Annotated in this window: 20 protein-coding genes and 1 riboswitch; of the genes, 12 read left to right on the top strand and 8 right to left on the bottom strand. The window is 59.6% G+C overall.

All coding sequences use genetic code 11. The annotated features are described in order from the left end of the window. Positions 1-824: 824 nt before the first annotated feature. Positions 825-2,846, top strand: a complete 2,022-nt coding sequence (uvrB, locus tag S7A_RS13370) for an excinuclease ABC subunit UvrB (protein ID WP_009091335.1) — start codon at positions 825-827, stop codon at positions 2,844-2,846. Here the strand turns inward: uvrB and yvcK are convergent. Further along, complete coding sequence (gene yvcK / locus S7A_RS13365; protein ID WP_009091333.1) at positions 2,830-3,753, bottom strand: uridine diphosphate-N-acetylglucosamine-binding protein YvcK; 924 nt, start codon at positions 3,751-3,753, stop codon at positions 2,830-2,832. The genes uvrB and yvcK overlap by 17 nt on opposite strands. 204 nt (positions 3,754-3,957) lie before the next feature. Beyond that, positions 3,958-4,091: riboswitch (molybdenum cofactor riboswitch) on the top strand. Between yvcK and moaA the strand changes: the two genes are divergently transcribed. From moaA to moaE, 5 genes are all read left to right on the top strand, one after another. Beyond that, the gene (gene moaA, locus S7A_RS13360; RefSeq protein WP_009091330.1) at positions 4,081-5,067 is read left to right on the top strand and encodes a GTP 3',8-cyclase MoaA; all 987 of its coding nucleotides are present in this window, start codon (positions 4,081-4,083) and stop codon (positions 5,065-5,067) included. (Overlaps the previous riboswitch by 11 nt.) Before the next feature lie 14 nt (positions 5,068-5,081). Beyond that, positions 5,082-5,597 carry a molybdenum cofactor biosynthesis protein B gene (gene moaB / locus S7A_RS13355; RefSeq protein ID WP_009091329.1) on the top strand — a complete coding sequence of 172 codons (516 nt, stop codon included), beginning with the start codon at positions 5,082-5,084 and terminating at the stop codon, positions 5,595-5,597. A gap of 2 nt (positions 5,598-5,599) precedes the next feature. Continuing rightward, complete coding sequence (gene moaC, locus S7A_RS13350; RefSeq protein ID WP_009091328.1) at positions 5,600-6,085, top strand: cyclic pyranopterin monophosphate synthase MoaC; 486 nt, start codon at positions 5,600-5,602, stop codon at positions 6,083-6,085. Further along, positions 6,078-6,323, top strand: a complete 246-nt coding sequence (gene moaD / locus S7A_RS13345) for a molybdopterin synthase sulfur carrier subunit (protein ID WP_009091327.1) — start codon at positions 6,078-6,080, stop codon at positions 6,321-6,323. Before moaC ends, moaD begins: the two co-directional genes overlap by 8 nt. Position 6,324: 1 nt before the next feature. Further along, complete coding sequence (gene moaE / locus S7A_RS13340; protein ID WP_009091326.1) at positions 6,325-6,777, top strand: molybdopterin synthase catalytic subunit MoaE; 453 nt, start codon at positions 6,325-6,327, stop codon at positions 6,775-6,777. A gap of 7 nt (positions 6,778-6,784) precedes the next feature. Here moaE and S7A_RS13335 read toward each other — a convergent pair whose 3' ends face one another. Continuing rightward, positions 6,785-7,570 carry an OBAP family protein gene (locus S7A_RS13335; RefSeq protein WP_009091325.1) on the bottom strand — a complete coding sequence of 262 codons (786 nt, stop codon included), beginning with the start codon at positions 7,568-7,570 and terminating at the stop codon, positions 6,785-6,787. 105 nt (positions 7,571-7,675) lie between these two features. Between S7A_RS13335 and S7A_RS13330 the strand changes: the two genes are divergently transcribed. Further along, on the top strand, positions 7,676-8,770 hold the full coding sequence (locus tag S7A_RS13330) for a DUF1615 domain-containing protein (protein WP_009091324.1): 1,095 nt from the start codon (positions 7,676-7,678) through the stop codon (positions 8,768-8,770). 103 nt (positions 8,771-8,873) lie between these two features. Next, positions 8,874-9,581: a Bax inhibitor-1/YccA family protein gene (locus S7A_RS13325; protein WP_009091323.1), complete on the top strand. Its 708-nt coding sequence runs from the start codon at positions 8,874-8,876 to the stop codon at positions 9,579-9,581. Positions 9,582-9,665: 84 nt separating this feature from the next. On the opposite strand, the gene S7A_RS13320 is transcribed toward S7A_RS13325, so the two are convergent. The 3 genes from S7A_RS13320 to S7A_RS13310 are packed head-to-tail and all read right to left on the bottom strand — an operon-like array spanning position 9,666 to position 12,636. After that, a complete protein-coding gene (locus tag S7A_RS13320; protein WP_009091322.1) occupies positions 9,666-10,634 on the bottom strand; it encodes a lysylphosphatidylglycerol synthase domain-containing protein in 969 nt (322 codons plus the stop codon). Then, a complete protein-coding gene (gene clsB / locus S7A_RS13315) occupies positions 10,634-11,878 on the bottom strand; it encodes a cardiolipin synthase ClsB (RefSeq protein ID WP_009091321.1) in 1,245 nt (414 codons plus the stop codon). Before clsB ends, S7A_RS13320 begins: the two co-directional genes overlap by 1 nt. Beyond that, complete coding sequence (locus S7A_RS13310) at positions 11,875-12,636, bottom strand: endonuclease/exonuclease/phosphatase family protein (protein WP_009091319.1); 762 nt, start codon at positions 12,634-12,636, stop codon at positions 11,875-11,877. Before S7A_RS13310 ends, clsB begins: the two co-directional genes overlap by 4 nt. A 179-nt stretch (positions 12,637-12,815) precedes the next feature. Between S7A_RS13310 and S7A_RS13305 the strand changes: the two genes are divergently transcribed. The 4 genes from S7A_RS13305 to S7A_RS13290 all read left to right on the top strand — a co-directional run bounded on the left by S7A_RS13305 (position 12,816) and on the right by S7A_RS13290 (position 17,002). After that, positions 12,816-13,208, top strand: a complete 393-nt coding sequence (locus S7A_RS13305; protein WP_009091318.1) for a YbhQ family protein — start codon at positions 12,816-12,818, stop codon at positions 13,206-13,208. Between the two features lie 218 nt (positions 13,209-13,426). Beyond that, on the top strand, positions 13,427-14,788 hold the full coding sequence (gene rhlE / locus S7A_RS13300; protein ID WP_009091317.1) for an ATP-dependent RNA helicase RhlE: 1,362 nt from the start codon (positions 13,427-13,429) through the stop codon (positions 14,786-14,788). Between the two features lie 2 nt (positions 14,789-14,790). Then, positions 14,791-15,741, top strand: a complete 951-nt coding sequence (gene dusC, locus S7A_RS13295) for a tRNA dihydrouridine(16) synthase DusC (protein ID WP_009091316.1) — start codon at positions 14,791-14,793, stop codon at positions 15,739-15,741. 70 nt (positions 15,742-15,811) lie between these two features. Then, the gene (locus tag S7A_RS13290) at positions 15,812-17,002 is read left to right on the top strand and encodes an MFS transporter (RefSeq protein ID WP_009091315.1); all 1,191 of its coding nucleotides are present in this window, start codon (positions 15,812-15,814) and stop codon (positions 17,000-17,002) included. Positions 17,003-17,014: 12 nt separating this feature from the next. Here the strand turns inward: S7A_RS13290 and S7A_RS13285 are convergent, their stop codons facing one another. The 3 genes from S7A_RS13285 to S7A_RS13275 form a co-directional block, all read right to left on the bottom strand. After that, entirely contained in the window at positions 17,015-18,613 is a 1,599-nt protein-coding gene (locus tag S7A_RS13285) for an inorganic phosphate transporter (RefSeq protein ID WP_009091314.1), read from the bottom strand. Between the two features lie 178 nt (positions 18,614-18,791). Next, positions 18,792-19,901: a L,D-transpeptidase family protein gene (locus tag S7A_RS13280; RefSeq protein ID WP_009091312.1), complete on the bottom strand. Its 1,110-nt coding sequence runs from the start codon at positions 19,899-19,901 to the stop codon at positions 18,792-18,794. Positions 19,902-20,098: 197 nt separating this feature from the next. After that, positions 20,099-21,913: a glycoside hydrolase family 15 protein gene (locus S7A_RS13275; RefSeq protein WP_009091310.1), complete on the bottom strand. Its 1,815-nt coding sequence runs from the start codon at positions 21,911-21,913 to the stop codon at positions 20,099-20,101. Positions 21,914-21,921: the final 8 nt, after the last annotated feature.

The raw sequence follows: 21,921 nt of genomic DNA, 5'->3' as shown, positions 1-21,921 counted from the left end.
GCAGCGGCCCTGTCGCCGTTGCAGCTCAGTGCGCCTGGTGCGCGTTGGTGCCAGAGAGTCCTGCAATTCCCAGGCCAGATCTTAAAACGGCCCTGTTTTCTGCTGCTGTGCCTGCTTTCGGGGAAGGAAAGGTGAGAAAAACTTATCAATTCCCCACGGTCATTACGCACCTGCACTTTTGCAGTGCCTGGCGGCGCTGTTCCTGGTGCAGGCGTGCTCTGAGAAGGCAACGAATCTGATTAAGAATTCTAGTCGGCGCCCGGAAATTTGCCTGGCCAGCGGGGGGAAGGATTAAAAATGCAGACTATTCCGCCAGCCGCGGGCGCGAAATTTAACGGAAAAAAAATTATTTTCGCGGTGTCAGAAGGGCAGGGAAAAACTATACACAGCTGATGGCGGCGGGGCTGCCATCACTTATCCACTATTCCTGTGGATAACCTTGTGTATTAGGTAATGAAAACCAGTTGGAAGCGAGGAAATACGGGGCCTGATAACATAATGACGAGATTCTGGCCTCATAAGCTAAAGCCATTAAAATCAGTATTTTATTAAAAAACAAGCCTGCGATTTCTCTGTCAGGTAACCAGACTGTAATTTTGTGACGCTCTATTGACAAATGTTAAATCCGATCTCTGCCTGGGGATAACCTTGCGCAACACGCTTCGCCTGGATTTTCATCGCGCGCCAGAGAGGGGAGCGGAACCGCAACAGGGTTAACATTGCACCATTACTGTTTTTATATCCAGTATTATTTTCTGGCAAAATCACCATAGCCGAGTAAAATAAGTGCCTGCCCGCCGACTTCTCCAGCAGGAAATGCATTCATGAGCAAAGCCTTTAAATTAAACTCTGCCTTTAAACCTTCAGGCGATCAGCCTGAGGCGATCCGTCGCCTGGAAGAGGGACTGGAGGATGGACTGGCCCATCAGACCTTATTAGGGGTAACCGGCTCCGGTAAAACCTTTACCGTCGCCAACGTGATTGCCGACCTCAACCGTCCGACCATGGTGCTGGCGCCCAATAAGACGCTGGCCGCCCAGCTTTATGGCGAAATGAAAGAGTTTTTCCCGGATAACGCCGTGGAGTTCTTCGTCTCTTACTACGACTACTATCAGCCTGAAGCCTATGTGCCCAGCTCCGACACCTTTATCGAAAAAGATGCCTCTGTGAATGAGCACATCGAACAGATGCGTCTGTCGGCCACCAAGGCGCTGCTGGAGCGGCGGGATGTGATCGTGGTGGCGTCCGTCTCCGCGATCTACGGTCTGGGCGACCCCGATCTCTATCTGAAAATGATGCTGCACCTGACCCGCGGCATGATCATCGATCAGCGCAGTATTCTGCGTCGTCTCTCAGAGTTGCAATACACCCGAAACGACCAGGCGTTCCAGCGCGGGACCTTCCGGGTGCGCGGCGAGGTGATCGATATCTTCCCGGCGGAGTCGGATGACATTGCGCTGCGCGTAGAGCTGTTTGACGAAGAGGTTGAGCGGCTGTCGCTGTTCGACCCGCTGACCGGCCAGATCGAGTCGGTGGTGCCGCGCTTCACCATCTACCCTAAAACCCACTACGTCACGCCGCGCGAGCGCATCCTGCAGGCGATGGAAGAGATCAAAGTGGAGCTGGCAGATCGCCGGCGGGTGCTGCTGGAGAACAACAAACTGCTGGAGGAGCAGCGCATCACCCAGCGTACCCAGTTTGATTTGGAGATGATGAGCGAGCTGGGCTACTGCTCCGGCATCGAAAACTACTCGCGCTATCTCTCTGCACGCGGGCCGGGCGAAGCGCCGCCGACGCTGTTTGACTATCTGCCTGCCGATGGCCTGCTGGTGGTGGATGAGTCCCACGTCACCATTCCGCAGATTGGCGGCATGTACAAAGGCGACCGGGCGCGTAAAGAGACGCTGGTGGAGTATGGCTTCCGTCTGCCGTCGGCGCTGGATAACCGTCCGATGAAGTTTGAAGAGTTTGAGGCGCTGGCGCCCCAGACCATCTACGTGTCGGCGACGCCGGGTAAATATGAGCTGGAAAAATCGGGCAATGAAGTGGTCGATCAGGTGGTGCGTCCGACCGGTCTGCTCGATCCGATCATCGAAGTGCGTCCGGTCGGCACCCAGGTTGACGATCTGCTGTCGGAGATCCGTCAGCGCGTGGCGGCCAATGAACGTATCCTGGTGACGGTGCTGACCAAACGCATGGCGGAAGATCTCACCGAATATCTGACAGAGCATGGCGAGAAGGTGCGCTATCTGCACTCCGATATCGATACGGTGGAACGTATGGAGATCATCCGCGACCTGCGTCTGGGTGAGTTTGATGTGCTGGTGGGCATCAACTTACTGCGTGAGGGGCTTGATATGCCGGAAGTGTCGCTGGTCGCGATCCTGGATGCGGATAAAGAGGGCTTCCTGCGTTCAGAACGTTCCCTGATCCAGACCATCGGTCGTGCAGCACGAAACGTCAACGGTAAGGCGATTCTCTACGGCGATAAAATCACGCCGTCGATGGCGCGCGCCATTGAAGAGACCGAACGCCGCCGTGAGAAACAGCAGCTGCACAATGAAAAGAATGGCATCGTGCCGCAGGGCCTCAACAAGAAGATCACCGATATTCTGGAACTCGGCAACAACGTGGTGAAAACCCGTGGCAAAGCCAGACCGGCCCGCCCGGGCGAAGCGCAGGCTCAGGCCGATTTGCTGACCTTAACGCCTCAGGCGCTGCAGAAGAAGATCCACGAGCTGGAGGGACAGATGCAGCAGCATGCGCAGAACCTGGAGTTCGAGCAGGCGGCGAACGTGCGCGACCAGCTGCATGAGCTGCGTACGCTGTTTATTGCGGCCTCATAGCGCCGTTAAAACCCTGAATGGCGTGTTCCAGCGCCACCCTGAGCAGCTGGCGGTCGTGACGATATTTAATGTCGGCGGCCTCCAGCGGTTCACGGACGATCAGCCGATCGTCAATCCCCCGGGTATCGACCGCCGGGCTGACCACCACGGCATCAATCACCCGCTTGCCGATGTAACGCTCCATCATCGCCAGTTTGTCAGCCACCGACAGGCTGGCGGCGGCGGGGCTGAGCTCGCGGCCCAGATTGCCGATAAAGACCATGGTGGCGGGCGTGCGCCGCAGCGCCTGCGCCATCTCATCCATCAGCAGGATCGGCATCAGGCTGGTGTAGAAGCTGCCCGGCCCGATCAGGATCAGATCCGCCTCACCAATCGCCTGCAGCGCTTCCCGCGTAGGCTGGACATTGGGATGCAGCATCAGCTCCTGCGGCGGCTGCTTCATCTCGTCAATCGCCGTTTCGCCGTAAACCATGTTGCCTTCCGCATCCATCGCCACCAGATCCACCGGCTGCTCCGACATCGGGATTAAAAAGGCATCCACCTTCAGCAGGTTGCGGATGATGTTGATCGCCTCCAGCGGGCGCACGCTGAGATGATCCAGCGCGCGCAGCATCAGGTTACCCAGGTTGTGCCCGGCCAGTTCGCCATTACCGGCGAAACGATACTCAAACATCGCAGAGGCGACGCTGGGTTCGGTAATCAGCTGGTTCAGGCAGTTGCGCATATCCCCCCAGGCGATCCCGCCTTCGGAACGGCGGATACGGCCGGTTGAACCGCCGTTGTCGGTGGTGGTGACAATGCCGGTGAGACGCGAGCCCAGCGGGGAAAGGGCAGACATCACGCGGCCCAGACCGTGTCCGCCGCCCAGTGCCACAACGCGATCAAGATCGGCCAGTGTGCGATTCATACTTCTCCTTACTTTCCTTTCGCGTGGCGAGGCTCTAAACGCTAAGCCCGCGCGGATGACTTACGTCAAAATCAGGCGGGTATTTTAACGTATCCTGTCGCGAAAATGCGGTGAAAATTCGATATGTATAAGAATATATAGCGAAAACAGCGAATGGAAGAGTGGCGTGAATCACGCTACCATCATGTTTACCGCGCTGATCAACGGGTCAGCGTACACTCAAGCCTGAATGCCTAAGTCTGCGGATAGGGGGTTCAGGCCGTAGCCATCGAGCTGCCAGGGTGCAGGAAGAAATGACTGCATCTCCCAATCTGGAAAGGTGTTCTGGTGTCACAATTTACTGATGCATACGCGCGTAAGTTCTATTACCTGCGCCTGTCGGTCACGGATGTCTGCAATTTCCGCTGTACCTACTGTCTCCCGGACGGCTACAAGCCGCAGGGAGTTCGTAACAAAAGCTTTCTCTCTCTGGATGAAATCCGCCGTGTCACGCGGGCCTTTGCGGCAGCCGGCACGGAAAAAGTGCGGCTGACCGGGGGTGAGCCGTCGCTGCGCCGTGATTTCACCGACATCATCGCCGCGGTGCGTGAAAACGCCGCCATTCGTCAGATCGCGGTGACCACTAACGGCTACCGGCTGGCGCGTGACGTGAAGCAGTGGCGCGAGGCAGGCTTAACCGCGCTGAACGTCAGCGTGGACAGTCTGGATGCCCGCCAGTTTCACGCCATTACCGGTCAGGATAAATTTCATCAGGTGATGAGCGGCATCGATGCCGCCTTTGACGCCGGTTTTCGCCAGGTCAAAGTCAACAGCGTGCTGATGCGCGATCTTAACAGCCGCAATCTCGCCACCTTCCTGGACTGGATCCGCACCCGTCCGATTCAGCTGCGCTTTATCGAACTGATGGAAACCGGTGACGGCGGTTCGCTGTTCCGCGATCAGCACGTTTCCGGTGCGGTGATCCGCGACCAGCTGATCGCTCAGGGCTGGCAGCGTCGCGAAAGCGAACGCAGTGACGGCCCGGCGCAGGTTTTTTACCATCCCGATTATGTCGGCGAGATCGGCCTGATTATGCCCTACGCCAAAGATTTCTGTGCCAGCTGCAACCGTCTGCGCGTCTCCGCGCAGGGCAATCTGCACCTCTGTCTGTTTGGCGACGGCGGCATTCCGCTGCGCGATCTGCTGGCGTCGGACGACCAGCAGGCTGAACTGCAGGCGCGCATTGCCAGCAGCCTGGGGCAGAAGAAGCAGACCCATTTTCTCCATCAGGGCAACACCGGCATTACACAGAATCTCTCTTACATTGGCGGCTAATTTCAGGAGGCAGTATGGGTAAACCAGCCAGCGAATTTCAGGCGGTGCAGATTGCGGTGATGACGGTCTCCGATCGTCGCGATGCCAGCAACGACACCTCCGGTGACTACCTGCGCAGCGCGGCGGCGGAAGCGGGCCACAGCGTGGTCGATCACGCTATCGTGCCGGAGAATCTCTATCGCATTCGTGCCACCGTGTCGCGCTGGATCGCCAGTGACGATGTGCAGGTGGTGATCGTGAACGGCGGCACCGGGTTTAACCTGAAGAACAGCACGCCGGAAGCGCTGCTGCCGCTGTTTGACCGCGAGATTGAGGGATTTGGCGAACTGTTCCGGATGATCTCCTATGAGGAGATTGGCGGGTCGACCCTGCAGTCACGCGCCATTGCCGGTCTGGCGAATCAGACGCTGATTCTGGCCGTGCCGGGTTCGACCAGCGCCTGCCGTACCGCCTGGGAGCGCATCATTGCCGATCAGATCGATGCGCGCACCGCACCCTGTAATTTTGTCTCACATCTGAAGAAACAATAAGCATGTCTCAACTTACACACATTAACGCCGCGGGCGAAGCGCACATGGTGGATGTCTCCACCAAGGCTGAAACCGTGCGCGAAGCGCGGGCAGAAGTGCTGGTGCTGATGCAGCCGGAAACGCTGCAGATGATTATCGAGGGCAGCCACCATAAAGGGGATGTCTTTGCCACCGCCCGCATCGCCGGTATCCAGGCGGCGAAACGCACCTGGGAGCTGATTCCGCTCTGCCATCCACTGATGCTGAGCAAAGTGGAAGTGAGCCTCGAAGCAGAACCGGCACACAGCCGGGTCCGCATCACCTCGCTCTGCCGCCTGAGTGGCAAAACCGGCGTGGAGATGGAGGCGCTGACCGCGGCTTCGGTGGCCGCGCTGACTATCTACGACATGTGCAAAGCGGTGCAGAAAGATATCGTCATCGATCAGCTGCGTTTAATCAGCAAGAGCGGTGGCAAAAGCGGCGATTTTCAGGCGGTGGCCCATGATTAAGGTGCTGTTTTTTGCCCAGGTGCGCGAGCTGACCGGCACGGCCGCACTGGAGGTCAGCGCGGACTATCCGGACGTGGCGGCACTGCGCGCATCCCTCGCTGCACGGGACGACCGCTGGGCGCTGGCGCTGGCGTCGGGTAAGCTGCTGGCGGCGGTCAATCAGACGCTGGTGCCGATGACGCATCCCCTGCACGCCGGGGATGAAGTGGCCTTTTTCCCGCCCGTAACCGGAGGCTGAGATGGACACGCAGATTCGCGTCGGCCCCGCGCCGTTTGACATGGCGGAAGCGTATCGCTGGCTGGCCGCCTGTGATGAAGATGGCGCGGTTGTGACCTTTACCGGTAAAGTCCGCAACCACAATCTGGGGAGTGATGTGGCGGCGCTGACGCTGGAGCACTATCCCGGTATGACCGAGAAAGCGCTGCAGGAGATCGTGGCGGCGGCGCGTGAACGCTGGCCGCTGCAGCGCGTCACGGTGATCCATCGCGTCGGCGAGCTGTTTCCCGGCGATGAAATCGTGCTGGTCGGCGTGACCAGCGCCCATCGCGGCAGCGCCTTTTCCGCCGCCGAATTCATCATGGATTACCTGAAAACGCGCGCGCCCTTCTGGAAACGCGAAGCGACAGAGCAGGGTGACCGCTGGGTGGATGCCCGCGACAGCGATCACCAGGCCGCTCAGCGCTGGGAGTAGCGCGGAACTACGGCTGCTTCAGCTGCTCCGCCGGGCCAAAGCGGGTCTGGCCGTGACTGTGCTCACCGCCGCCCGTCGTCCGCTTCAGCTGGATCACCTGGCCCTGCTGCCACGCGTTCGCACCCGCTGCTGCTGGGTGCGCCACGATATCGGCGCGCCGGGCGCGAACCGCTTTGCTGTCGACGTCGAAGCGGCGGTCGCGGTCGGCCAGCAGCCGGGAATCCATCTGACCATCCGCCGTAAAGCCCATCATCAGTGCCGGAATGCCGAGCGGCAGCGTTTTATCGCGGTCGGTATGCCAGGTGTGCCAGGTTTTCCCGTAGGTATTCACGATGCGTTTCATCAGGGCGTGATCGGCGCTGGCGGGTAAGCCCGGCGCAATCAGCGTGCCCGACTTCACCTCATACTGGTGGCTGTGCCACAGCTTCTTCTCCTCCGGGGGCAGGGTGTTGAACAGCCGTTCGCTGATGATGTACTCCACCCCCATCAGCCGCGCGTCGCGGGTGTTGCCGTCATAGATCACCGCCTGCATCACATCCTCGTTCAGCACGGTGACGTAGTGGTGTGCCTCCATCTGACCGTTCTGGTCACCATTGTAAAAATGGAAGCCATCCAGATAGGTGTTGATCGCCTCAATCGGCGGTCGTGACTGCATCACGCTGGCGCCGGTCTCCAGCAGCTTCAGCGAGGAGGAGGTGGGCGCGCCCGGTGACTGCACCTGAGCAGGCGTATTATTGGCGCCGCAGCCGGTTAATAACAGGCTGAACGCCGCAACAGGCCAGAGTTTAAACATCGTAAGTTCCTTTAACGTTAAAAAGGTAACCTTAGTTCAGTTCCCGCCTGCCTGTGAAACGCTGGCGATGATAGAGTAGGGTTTTGGTTCATTCTGAGGACAGGCATGTCATCCACCCCGATTCTGCAACGTCTGACACTGGTCGCCGCGCTGGTGCTGGCGGGCTGTAGCAGCAAGAAAACCCCCGAGGCGCCGGTCCGGCAGCCTGAGGATGTGAAAGCACAAATTCAGCGGCTGCTGCCGTCGCATGTCAGCAACAAAGCGGCATGGAGCGACGATATTTACACCTCTTTCCGCACCCAGCAGATCGATCCCAGCGCCAGCAACCTTTGCGCGGTGATCGCCGTGGCGGATCAGGAGAGCAACTTCAGCGCCGAGGCGGTCGTGCCCGGCCTGCCTAAAATCGCCTGGGGTGAGATCAATCGCCGGGCGGCCAAAGTCCACGTGCCGGCTTTTCTGGTGCGCACGGCGCTGCTGATTAAATCCCCGACCGGCGAAAGTTACGCGGCGCGGCTCGACAAAGTGCGCAGTGAAAAAGAGCTGAGCGCCATCTTTGATGACCTGATCGACATGGTGCCGATGGGCCAGACGCTGTTTGGCAATCTCAATCCGATCCACACGGGCGGGCCGATGCAGGTCAGCATTGCCTTTGCCGAGGCGCATGCCAAAGGCTATCCGTGGCCGGTTGATGGCACGATCCGGCGTGAAGTCTTTACCCGTCACGGCGGGATCTACTTCGGCACCATGCACCTGCTCGGCTACCCGGCTGACTACAGCCAGCCGCTCTACCGCTTCGCGGACTTTAATGCGGGCTGGTACGCCAGTCGCAACGCGGCATTCCAGGCGGCGGTGGCGAAGGCGACCGGGATGAAGCTGGCGCTGGATGGCGATCTGATCCTCTATGGCTCAGACGCGGCGGGCGGCACCGAGCTGGCGGTGCGCACCCTGTCGAAGCAGATCGACATGAGCAACAGCGCCATCCGGCGCGATCTGGAGAAAGGGGAGAAAGCGTCGTTCAGCGACAGCGAACTCTGGAAGCAGGTCTTTACCCTGGCGGATAAAATGGCGGGCCGTAAGCTGCCGCGTGAAATGCTGCCGGGCATTAAGCTGGAGAGCCCGAAAATTACCCGCAATCTCACGACGGCGTGGTTTGCGCAGCGCGTCGACAGCCGTTATCAGCAGTGTCTGTCGCGGCGTTAAACGGCATGTTGTGGCGCAGTTGAGCTGAGCTGTGCCACACTTAAATCTGACAGGGCTCCCTGTGGAGCGTCTTACTACTCATCCCTTTATCAAGAGGTGCATCATGGATCGATATCCACGACATGATTCTATCGTTCAACCCGCCTCGCGCGGGCTTCAGGCTTACATGGCCCAGGTATATGGCTGGATGACCTGTGGTCTGCTGCTGACGGCGTTTGTCTCCTGGTTCGCTGCACGTACGCCTGCGGTCATGGAGCTGGTCTTCGCCAACCGGATCACCTTCTTCGGGCTGATTATCGCGCAGCTGGCGCTGGTGTTCTTCCTGTCAGGCATGGTGCATCGTCTGAGCGGGGCGGTGGCGACCGGGCTGTTTATGCTCTATTCGGCGCTGACCGGCGTCACGATGGCCAGCATTTTCCTGGTTTACACCTACTCCTCCATCGCCAGCACCTTCTTTGTCGCCGCCGGGATGTTTGGCGCGATGAGCTTCTTCGGCTACACCACCAAACGCGATCTGAGCCGGTTTGGCAGTCTGCTGTTTATGGCGCTGATCGGCATCCTGCTGGCGTCGCTGGTGAACTTCTGGCTGAAGAGCCCGGCGCTGATGTGGGCGATTACCTACATCGGAGTGGTGGTGTTTGTCGGCCTGACCGCCTATGACACCCAGAAGCTGAAAAATATCGGTGAGCAGATTGATGCGCGCGATACGGAAAACCTGCGTCGCTACTCGATCATGGGGGCGTTAACGCTCTATCTGGACTTCATCAACCTCTTCCTGATGCTGCTGCGGATTATGGGCAACCGTCGCTGAGTCAGGCTACCCGTTTCGCGGCCAGCGCCGCGCTGAACGGCTGAGATGTAAAGGGGGAGGCGCAGCGGCTGCGCCTCCCCCGTTTTATGATGACTTCTGAAGCTTCTGCTCGTTCTTCTGGCGCAGATGCTTTGCCCGGCTCTCCAGAACCAGATAGAGCACCAGCGCCAGCAGCAGCGGCAGGATGAAATAGAGGACGCGATAGGCGAGCAGCGCCGCGATAATGGTGCCATGCGACGCGTGCTGACCGCTGAGCAGTGCCAGGAAGACCGCCTCCAGCACGCCAATCCCCGCCGGAATATGAATGATCACCCCGGCAATACTGCTGATCAGCAGCACGCCCAGCACCATCGGATAGCCGACATCGCGCCCCAGCAGCAGCCAGATAATTGCCCCCATCACCATCCAGTTAGCGCAGGAGACGCCAAACTGCAGCAGGGCCATACGCAGCGAGGGGAGCTGCAGCGTCTGCCCTTTGACCGTCCAGCGTCGCTGCTTCGAGAAGGCACAGGCCCAGAGGTAGATCGCCACCAGCACCAGCAGCACCACACCGATCAGCCGCAGGGTAGTCTCACCGATAAACCAGCCGCTGGGGATGGAGACCATGCCCGCACTGAACACCACGCCAGCCAGCAGAATGTAGCCCAGCCAGTTGGTGGCGATGCTCAGGGAGAAGATGCGGGTGATGGTGGCGCTGTCGAGCCCCAGGCGGGAGTAGAGCCGGTAGCGCATCGCCACGCCGCCGACCCAGGTGCTCAGCGTCAGGTTAAAGGCGTAACAGATAAATGACACCAGCATCACCTGCCGCTTCGCCAGCTTATGCCCGCAGTAGGCGCGCCCGATAAGGTCATAGCAGCCGTAGACCAGGTAACTCAGCACCACCAGTCCGGCGGCGGTCAGCACCACAAAGCGGTTATAGTTAACGATGACGTCATAAACATCTTCCCAGTTCACTTTGCGGGCATAAACCACCAGCAGCACCACCACCGCGATAAAGAACAGCACGGTGAGGATTTTTTTTGCCAGTTGCCAGCGTGGATGTTTTTTTGCCATCAGGATTTTGCTCCCTGGTTGTCGGCTTCTACGCGATCCTGTGTCTCCATCTCTGGCTGCACCGGGGCAGCCACCTGGGCCAGCCGCGGTGTGTGCGCCGGTAACCAGCCCGCAATAGCCGGGAAATGGCGCAGGAAGTGGAAGACCACCACGCTTTTGCTGAGTTGCCACCAGTTGCGCGGGGGCAGACGATCCTCCTGCACCCGCTGACAATCATTTGCCAGCAGCGCTTCAAGGTTGTCACGCAGCGTCTGGTTAAACGGCCGGTCGTGAATGATCAGGTTGGCTTCCAGGTTGAGTGACAGGCTGAGCGGGTCGAGATTGCTGGAGCCGACGGTGGCCCACTGATCGTCCTTCACCGCGATCTTGCCGTGCAGCGGACGACGGATATATTCATAGACTTCAACCCCGCCATCGACCAGATAGTTGTAGAGCAACTCCGCGCCCACTTTCACAATCGGCATATCCGGCTCGCCCTGCACAATCAGCCGCACCCTGACGCCGCGCTGCGCCGCGTTGCGCATCTCACGCAACAGCCGGTAGCCGGGAAAGAAGTAGGCGTTAGCGATAATCACATCCCGCTTCGCCTCGCGCAGCATTTCAAGGTAGTGCATTTCGATGTCGTCGCGATGTTCGTCATTGTCGCGATAGACATAGAGCACCTGGGCATCGCCGGGCCTGGCATTGACCGCCGGACGGTGAGACCGCGACCCCCACCAGCGGCGGGTAGGCTGTTCACTGCCAATCGCCTGCTGCAGATAGCGGGCGATATCGCCCACCACCGGCCCTTTGACCTGCACCGCATAATCCTGCTTAGCCTCCGGGCCGTAGTCGGTGTTGTGCTCGGCAGAGAAGTTGATGCCGCCCACAAAGGCCACCACATCATCCACCACCACGGTTTTGCGGTGCAGGCGGCGGAACACGTTAGTGCGCATACCCATCACCAGCGGGCGCGGATCGTAGTAGATGAAGCGCACGCCCGCGCTGGTCAGGCTGTTCACAAAATTGTCAGAGAGTTCGGCGGAGCCGTAGCCATCGACCATGATTTCAACCCGCACCCCACGCTGGGCCGCCGCCAGCAGTTCGCGATGCAGGGCATTGCCGACCTCATCCTCAAACAGAATAAAGGTTTCAATCAGCACCGTGCGCTCGGCCCGCTGTATCGCACCAAAGACGCGCGGGAAAAACGCCTCACCATTTTCCAGCAACAGCAGCCGGTTGCCTTCCTGCCAGCTGAAATTCATAGGTGAATCTCCACGGCCAGCGGCGCATGGTCGGAGAGATGGGACCACGGCTTACGCGGCAGCGCCCACGGATGAGTGACGGTGGCATTGCGCACATAGATGCGGTCGAGCCGCAGAATCGGGAAGCGCGCCGGGAAGGTGCGCGCCGGGCGTCCGGTTTTCATGCTGAATACCTCTTTCAGGCCTGCGCCCTGTTTTAAGATCGCGTTAGCGCGTCGTTGCCAGTCGTTAAAATCACCCGCCACCACAACCGGCGCGTCGGGCGGCAGCGAGGTGACCATTTCACATATCATCTTCATCTGCGCGCGGCGGTGCGAGGCCTTCAGGCCAAGGTGCACGCAGATAACGTGCAGCGTGCCATGCGGCTCGGGCAGGGCGATCTGACAGTGCAGCATGCCGCGATTCTCACTGCCCGCCACCGAGATATCCCGGTTCTCATACTCTGCAATCGGAAAGCGCGACAGCACGGCATTGCCGTGATGTCCTTCCGGGTAGACCGCATTGCGCCCGTAGGCGAAATCGTTCCACATGGTGTCGGCCAGAAACTCATAGTGTGGCGCCTCGGGCCACGCGTCATGGTTAAGCGGATGGATGGCATGCGTGCCCATCACCTCCTGCAGAAGGACCACATCCGCCGACGTTGCGCGAACGGCTTCGCGTAATTCCGGCAGGATGAAGCGGCGATTAAACGGGGCAAAACCCTTGTGTGTATTGATCGTCAGGACTTTTATTGAAAATCCTTGCGTGTTTTGTGGCATACTCGCGACGCACTCCTTTTCATCATCACCAGAATCAAAGTGTAGTCTTTGTCACAAATGGGTGGTGAGAGAGGGCGATAATTAAGGCGTTATCCGAAAATTGTTTTACATTGAGGAAACCGTTTCCGGCTTGTGCCGGTAGCACTTGGGCGACCTGTTGGGTCTGCCAGGAGAACTGAATGAAATGGTCTAATCGTATTCAAATCATCACGGGTCAGACGTACATGCATATCGCTATGCATCTGCTGGTGATCGCTGCGCTGATCTGGGGCTGGAAGCACAAGGCCCTGGTCGATGTCTGCAGCACGCTGGTGGCCGTCTACGCACTGGTTTTTGTTGCCATGCTGGCAACACAGCGCATCGCCCGTTTACGGACCCTTGGCGATTATCTTGAAGAAGCGACCACCACTTACTACTTTGGCGCTGCCATGATGACACTGTTCCTGGTGTCGCGGATCTACCACAACAACCTGCTGCTGGCGTGCCTCGGCGTGGTGATGTTGCTGGGTCCGGCGCTGGTGTCGCTGCTGGCGAAAGAACCGCCACGGCGCATCGAAAAAAAACGTAGCTAAGTTGAAGGCCACCGAAAGGTGGCCTTCCTGTTTATGGGGCGGGGAAGATGTGTGTGTAAATGTGAGCTATCTCGCACACTTGCTCTAAAGCTGCTACACTCGCCCGCTTACGCATCGTAGTTTGTGCCCTTTTCACGCGTCAGCCCCAGCTGCCGTCACTATCCCTCTGAAAACTACACCGTGAATCACGGACAGAGCGGACCGGAGTAAATCACGTAATGTCTTTTGACTCTCTCGGCCTGAGTGCCGATATTTTGCGCGCGGTCGCCGAACAAGGCTACAGCGAACCTACACCTATCCAGCGCCAGGCGATTCCTGTGGTGCTGGCAGGCCGCGATCTGCTGGCGAGCGCCCAGACCGGCACCGGCAAGACGGCCGGCTTTACCTTACCTCTGCTTGAAAAACTCTCTGCGACCACCACGCCGGTGCGCGGCCGTCGCCCGGTACGCGCCCTGATCCTGACCCCGACCCGTGAACTCGCGGCGCAGGTCGGCGAAAACGTCAGTGACTACAGCAAATATCTCCCGCTGCGGTCGATGGTGGTGTTTGGTGGCGTCAGCATCAATCCGCAGATGGTTAAACTGCGTGGCGGCGTGGACGTGCTGGTGGCGACACCGGGTCGTCTGCTGGATCTGGCGCATCAGAATGCGGTTGACCTCTCTAAGGTCGAAATTCTGGTGCTGGATGAAGCGGACCGTATGCTCGATATGGGCTTTATCCACGACATCCGTCGCGTACTGGCGCGCCTGCCGGCTAAGCGTCAGAACCTGCTCTTCTCGGCCACCTTCTCTGATGAGATCAAAGGCCTGGCTGAAAAACTGCTGACCAACCCGGAAATGGTAGAAGTGGCGCGCCGCAACACCGCCTCTGAACAGGTTGCTCAGCAGGTGCATTTCGTGGATAAGAAGCGCAAGCGGGAACTGCTGTCGCAGCTGATTGGCGAAGGGAACTGGCAGCAGGTGCTGGTCTTTACCCGAACCAAGCATGGCGCTAACCACCTTGCCGAGCAGCTGGGCAAAGATGGCATCACCGCCGCCGCGATCCACGGCAACAAGAGCCAGGGTGCCCGTACCCGTGCGCTGGCTGACTTTAAATCCGGCGGGATCCGCGTGCTGGTGGCGACCGATATCGCGGCGCGTGGCCTGGATATCGAAGAGCTGCCACACGTGGTCAACTATGAGCTGCCCAACGTCGCCGAAGATTATGTGCACCGTATTGGCCGTACCGGCCGTGCGGCGGCCACCGGTGCGGCACTGTCTCTGGTCTGCGTCGATGAGCATAAACTGCTGCGTGATATCGAACGCCTGCTGAAGCGTGAAATCCCGCGCCTGGCGATTCCGGGTTATGAACCCGATCCGAGCATCAAAGCAGAGCCTATCATCAACGGTCGCCAGCAGCAGTCGCGCGGCGGTGCAGGCGGCGGGCGCGGTCGTGGTCAGGGCGGACAGGGTGCAGGTGCACCACGTTCATCCGGCGACAAGCGTTCTCAGCCTCGTCGTCAGGGACAGCCTGCGCCTCAGGGCGACAAGCCCGCTTCCCGTCCGCGTCGTCCGGCACCGAAGCGCACCGGGAACGTCTGAGTATGAGGGTTTTACTGGCGCCGATGGAGGGCGTGCTTGATTCGCTGGTGCGCCAGCTGTTATCGGAAGTGAACGACTACGATCTCTGCATCACCGAGTTTTTGCGCGTGGTCGATCAGCTGCTGCCGGTAAAATCCTTTTATCGTCTCTGCCCCGAGCTGCATAACAACAGCCGCACGCCTTCCGGCACGCGGGTGCGGATGCAGCTGCTGGGGCAGCATCCCGAATGGTTAGCCGAGAACGCCGCCCGTGCGGTGGCGCTGGGCTCCTGGGGGGTGGATCTCAACTGCGGTTGTCCCTCTAAGCTGGTCAACGGCAGCGGGGGCGGGGCGACCCTGCTTAAAGATCCCGATCTGATCTATCGCGGCGCGAAAGCGATGCGTGAAGCGGTGCCTGCTGACTTACCGGTCACGGTGAAAGTGCGGCTCGGCTGGGATTCCAGCGCCCGCAGCCTGGAGATCGCCGATGCTGTACAGCAGGCGGGAGCCAGTGAGCTGGTGGTGCATGGACGAACCAAGGAAGAGGGCTATCGTGCCGAGGCGATCAACTGGCAGGCGATTGGCGAGATTCGTCAGCGGCTGCGCATTCCGGTGATTGCTAACGGTGAAATCTGGGACTGGCAGAGCGCGCAGAACTGTATGGCGGTCACCGGCTGCGATGCGGTGATGATTGGCCGCGGTGCACTGAACATCCCTAACCTGAGCCGGGTGGTCAAATATAACGAGCCGCCAATGGCCTGGCCTGAGGTGGTGCGCCTGTTGCAGAAATATAGCCGGCTGGAAAAGCAGGGCGACACCGGACTCTATCACGTCGCGCGCATCAAACAGTGGCTTGGCTATCTGCGCAAAGCGTATGCAGAAGCGGATGGCCTGTTCAGCGAAATCCGGGCGTTAAAATCGTCGGGCGACATTGCACAGGCGATCGATCGTCACGCGACGGTTCATGGTTTGTGATAAAAAATCAGGCGACCCCTTAGCGGCCTGACGGTATAGTGAGCCAAACTTCCTTCACCGCAACTCTGCTATGTCTGACACCGCCGTGTTGAGCAACAGCCAGCTCAACAAACGTATCCTTTCCGTTATCGTTTTCACCTTCTTCTGCTATCTCTCCGTCGGCTTGCCGCTGGCTGTGCTGCCTGGCTTTGTCAAAAATCACCTCGGCTTCAGCTCATTTATCGCCGGGCTGATTATCAGTATTCAGTATTTCGCGACGCTGCTCAGCCGTCCTCAGTCGGGCCGTCTGGCCGACCGGCTTGGCCCTAAACGCGTGGTGATGCTGGGACTGCTCTGCTGCGGCATGAGCGGGGTGCTGACCATCATCGCTGCCCTGCTGAGCAGCTGGCCGTGGCTGAGCCTGACGCTGCTGGCTGTCGGACGGCTGTTTCTTGGGGTGGGCGAAAGCTTCAGCAGCACCGGCTCAACCCTGTGGGGCATGAACATCGTCGGGCCGCTGCAGACCGCCCGCGTGATCTCCTGGAACGGCGTCGCCACCTATCTGGCGATGGCGGTGGGCGCACCGCTGGGCGTGATGCTCAACGGGCAGTTCGGCATGAGCGGCTTTGCTGGCCTGATTGCGGTGATGGGGATAGCAGGCTACCTGATGGCGAGCCGCAAACCCGCCGTCACCGTCAGCCTGGGCGAGCGCATTCCGTTTCATCGCGTCTTTTCCCGCGTCTGGCTCTACGGTCTGGCGCTGGGCTTCGGCACTATCGGCTTTGGCGTGATTGCCACCTTCATTACCCTCTACTTTGCCAGCCGCAACTGGCAGGGCGCGGCCTATGCGCTGACGCTGTTCAGCCTGGGTTTTGTGCTGGTGCGTCTCGGCTTCGGGCGCTTTATCACCCGCTTTGGCGGACTGCGCGTCTCGCTGTTCTCTTTTCTGCTGGAGTGTGTGGGACTGCTGCTGATCTGGCAGGCGGACAGCGCCTGGCTGGTAGGGGCGGGGGCATTTCTGACCGGCAGCGGTTTTTCGCTGGTCTTTCCGGCCCTGGGGGTGGAAGCCGTTAAGCGGGTTGAGCGTCAGGATCAGGGATCGGCGCTCGGCACCTACTCCGCCTTTCTCGATCTGGGGCTGGGCTTAACCGGCCCGGTGGCGGGACTCTTTATCGGACACTGGGGCATGCAGTCGGTCTACCTCGCGGCGGCGATCATGGTCCTGGGTGCGCTGCTGATTACCCTGCGGCTCTGCGCTCAACAGCGGCTCACCAGCGGGTGAGCCGCCGGGTCATCAGAAACGGGTAAACAGCCAGTAGAGCAGGGCGGAGAGCAGAACGGAGACCGGCAGGGTTAAGACCCAGGCGACCGCCAGGTTGCGCAGCGTGGCAAGCTGCAGGCCGGAGCGATTGGCCGCCATGGTGCCTGCCACGCCCGAGGAGAGCACATGGGTGGTGGAAACCGGTAAACCGAAACCGTCTGCCGCGCCAATGGTCGCCATCGCCACCAGCTCGGCACTGGCGCCCTGCGCATAGCTGAGATGGGTTTTGCCGATGCGTTCTCCCACCGTGACCACAATCCGGCGCCAGCCGACCATCGTGCCAAGCCCCAGCGCAATCGCCACCACCACTTTTACCCACATCGGAATAAAGCGGGTGGCGCTGTCGAGTTCGCTTTTCACGGCTTTCAGATTGCGTTCCGTCTCCTGCGGCAGCGTGACCTTTGCGGTCTGAAGATGCTTGATCGACTCTGATGCCAGATACATCTGGTTGCGGGTGTTGGTCACCGCCTGCGCCGGAATGTTATCCATCGAGCCATAGCGGCGAATCTCATCACCCACTTCATTGAGCGTCATCGCCAGCGCCGGTAACACCTCGCTGTTCATCCGGTTGCTGCCGACAAAGCCGGTCAGCACGTCGCGGGCCGCGGGAGGGTGTGCCGCCGCCGGTTGCAGCTGACGCAGCTGATGCGCGGTGACTTCGGTCAGCGCGGCCACGCGGGGGATCTGGTCGGCAGGCAGCGATCGGTTCAGGGCGTAGGCGATCGGCATGGTGCCGACCAGGATCAGCATAATCAGCCCCATCCCTTTCTGCCCGTCGTTAGAGCCGTGTGCAAAGGAGACGCCGGTACAGGTCAGGATCAGCAGGCCGCGGATCCAGACCGGCGGCGGCTGATCGCTCTGTGGCGCACGGTAAAGCTGGCGATTGCGGATAAAACGTTTCATGACCCACAGCAGCAGCCCGGCACAGACGAAACCCACCACCGGCGAGAGCAGCAGGGCATAGCCCACCTTCAGCGCCTGATCCCAGTCCACGCCGCTCAGGCCGTTGCGCCCGTGCAGCATCGCGTTGGCGACGCCGACGCCGATGATGGAGCCAATCAGGGTGTGGGAGGAGGAGGAGGGCAGGCCAAAATACCAGGTGCCGAGATTCCAGATAATGGCGGAAAAGAGCAGTGCATAGACCATCGCGAAGCCGTTGCCGCTGCTGGCCTGCAGGATCAGCTCCACCGGCAGCAGCGAAATAATGCCAAACGCCACCACCCCGCTGGAGAGCAGCACGCCCATAAAATTACAGAAACCGGACCAGACCACGGCGACGCCGGGCGTCAGCGAATGGGTATAGATCACCGTGGCGACGGCATTGGCGGTGTCGTGAAAGCCATTGACGAACTCAAAGCCGAGCGCAATCAGCAGCGCCAGGCCCAGCAGAAAGAAGGGCAGGAGGCTGGTGACCGGCATGTTGGTCTCTTCAACGTCACTGACCAGATTGAGGCCGGCGAACGCGAGACCCGCGACCAGCAGAATAAAAAACAGCGGTTTACTGAAACGACTGCCTTTGCCGTTGAAATCAGGCCGGCCCCGGACGGATGAGGGGAGACTGTTTTCGCTCATGGTGTACCTCATGTGGCGGATAGCGGATGCTGATTTGCACCGGGTTATCGCTGTGTGATACGCGCTTTCTATGACAGATTAATGATGGGCAGGCAGGAAATTTAGCCGGAGAGGGCGGTATAGCGCGGGCAATAAAAAAGCCAGCGACAGGCGCTGGCTTCTGAGAACAGGCGGTCCGTTACGAATTATTATTCGTTGCGGCAGCCGGGGCGGCCGGGGTCACCGGGGCCGCTTCTGTCGCGGGCTGCTGAGGCTGCGCAGCATCACTGCTGGCACCCTGAGGCGTCACCGGAGTCATTGGCTGCTCCTGAGGGGCGGCCTGTGAGTTTTCCGGCACCTGAACAGGTGCAGTCTGAACATTGTTCTCCACACCGTTCACTTTTACCGGCATACCGGTACGGCCCTGAATCGCGGCGTTAACCTGATCCTGATTGATGCTGCCATCAGCCAGCACTTTGGTCACGGCCTGAGTCAGCGTGATCGGCACCAGCTCACGGGAGTTGAACTGCTCTTCGGTGGTCGACAGCGGGTTGTGCACTTCAAGGTAACGTGAACCGTCTGGCTCAACCGAGGCTTTCACCGGCTGATCAACAAACTGAACGCGGGTGCCGACCGGCACATTCTGATAGAGCCACTTGATGTCATCCGCACGCAGACGCACACAGCCGTGGCTCACGCGCAGGCCGATACCGAAGTTGGCGTTGGTGCCGTGAATCGCATAGAGACGACCGATGTAGAGCGCATAGAGGCCCATCGGGTTGTCCGGGCCAGCCGGGAAGACGGCAGGCAGCGTTTCACCGCGAGCGGCGTAGTCGGCGTGCATCCCTTTGGTTGGCGTCCAGGTCGGGCCATCTTTTTTGCGCTCAACCGCCGTGGTCCAGTTGATCGGGGTATCTTTACCCAGCTCACCGATACCAATCGGCAGGACAACCACGGTTTTGCTGCCTTTCGGATAGTAGTAAAGACGCATCTCGGCGCTGTTGATCACAATGCCTTCGCGCGGGGCGTCGGGCAGGATCAGCTGCTGTGGGATAATCATTTTGCTGCCCGCTTTCGGCAGATAAACGTCAACGCCCGGATTGGCTTCCAGCATGTTGCTGAGGCCCATCTGATACTGCGCCGCAAAAGCTTCCAGCGGCAATTTGCTGTCTTCAGGAACGGTAATTTCAATATTTTCCCCGATCAGACGGCTGTTAGCCGGCGGTAACGGGTAAACCACAGCAAAGGCTGACTGGCTGAACGCCGCCAGAGCCAGTGCGATTGAAGCGAAAGCGCGAATCATTTTCATATTTTACAAGTCTTTATCGCCCTGTTTCAGGCTGGTCAAAGTATCGAATTCATGCCGGCCAATGTGACCTGCTGCGCATTATATGTTCATTGATCTGATGTTGTGAATCAGGATTTTAACCTGACAGTAATACTTTACCTAAAACCGTGCAGAGATGAGCGCCTTTCGGGAGAAGAGGGCGCTGAAAACCGCGATGACTAAGGCTGCCACTGGGTCTGTTCGCCGCTGAGTTTCCGGTTCAGGAAAAAGGCGGCGCTGATTAACGCCAAGTGCGTCAGCGCCTGCGGCGTATTGCCCAGCGCATGGCCGTGGCTGTCAAACTCCTCGGCGTAAAGGCCCAGCGGATTGGCGTAGCTCAGCAGCTTCTCAAACTCAAAATGCGCCTCCTGTATCCGGCCTGCGCGCGCCAGGCACTCCACATACCAGAAGGAACAGGCACCGAAAGAGCCTTCACCTCCCTGCAGGCCATCGGCCGGGGTTTCATGAATATTGTAACGCCGCACCATGCCATCGCTGACCAGGTCCTTTTTGATCGCGTCCAGCGTAGAGAGCCAGTCCGGATCCGTGGCACCGACAAAGCGCACCAGCGGCATCAGCAGCATGGAGGCGTCGAGATAGTCGCCGTGACGTGTGGAGGTGAAGTGCCCGCGCTCCTCGTTCCAGAAATTGGCCCAGATATCTTCGCGGATTTTACGCCGCGCCTCATCCCAGCGCTGATAGGGCATCGGCAGCGATCGCTTCATGCCCAGACGCAGCGCGCGGTCCATCGCCACCCAGCACATCAGACGGGAATGCAGGAAATGTTCCGGTTCGCCGCGCATCTCCCAGATCCCGGCATCGGGCTGATCCCAGTTCTCGCTCAGCCAGTCGATCATCTTCACTACGTGCTCCCAGCCGCGCTGAGAGATCGCCTCGCCATATTTATTGGCCAGATAGATCGCATCCATCAGCTCGCCATAGATGTCGAGCTGGGTCTGCTGCCAGGCATCGTTGCCGATGCGCACCGGCCGGGAATCGCCGTAGCCGGAGAGGTTGAGCAGCTCCATCTCATGCAGTTCGGTGCCGCTGTCCAGCCGGTACATCACCTGCAGGCGCATCTCGTCGTGATGACTGTTCTCGACGCAGCGACCCACCCATTCCGTAAAGTGTTTGGCTTCATCGGTGTAGCCCAGCCGCATCAGGGCATACATGCTGAATGAGGCGTCGCGGATCCAGGAGGCGCGGTAGTCCCAGTTTCGTTCACCGCCCAGCTCTTCGGGCAGGCCAAAGGTTGCCGCCGCCGCAATGGAGCCATACTGATGTGAGGTGAGCAGCTTCAGCACCAGCGCGGAGCGCTGCACCATTTCACGCCAGCGTCCCTGATAGGTGCTCTTTGCGCTCCAGCGTCGCCAGTAGTTGAGGGTATCTTCAAAGCAGTGTTCGGTCGCCAGCGCTTCGATATGCGCATCGTCGACGCTGCCAAATTCAAACTGCGCATGTTCGCCCGGCTGCAGGGTAAAGACGGCGGTCGCGCTCTCATCCTCCAGCGTCATGACCACGCTGGCGGCGAGGCGCAGCGAGGGCTGACCTTCGGCATGAAAATCGATACAGCCGTGATGGGCCTCGGCGCGCGTCTGCGCCCGGGCGTAGTCGTGGCGCGGTGAACAGCGCAGGGTAAAGGTCGCGCTGCCGCGTACCATTTTGACCCGCCGGATCAGACGCGGCAGTTTCTCCCTGTCATCGCAAATCGGCATATAGTCGGTAATTTCTGCGACCCCCTGCTCATCCAGCCAGCGGGTCTGCAGAATATTGGTGTCGGGCAGGTAGAGCTGCTGACGGCGCGCATCGGGCCAGTCCGGCGAGAGGGAGAAGAGGCCGGCATCGTCGCTGTCGAGCAGGGCAGAGAAGACCGACGGGCTGTCGAGTTCAGGCCAGCAGAGATAATCAATCGTCCCGTCATTCGCCACCAGTGCACAGGTGCGGAGATCGCCAATGACGCCGTGCTCTTCAATCTTACGTTTTACCTTACTCATGCTCATCT

It is taken from the genome of Pantoea sp. Sc1, assembly GCF_000255315.1.
GTDB classification, from domain to species: Bacteria; Pseudomonadota; Gammaproteobacteria; order Enterobacterales; family Enterobacteriaceae; genus Pantoea; species Pantoea anthophila.
Note: the sequence above shows the minus strand (reverse complement) of the source record. Positions and strands in the feature narration are given on the sequence as shown.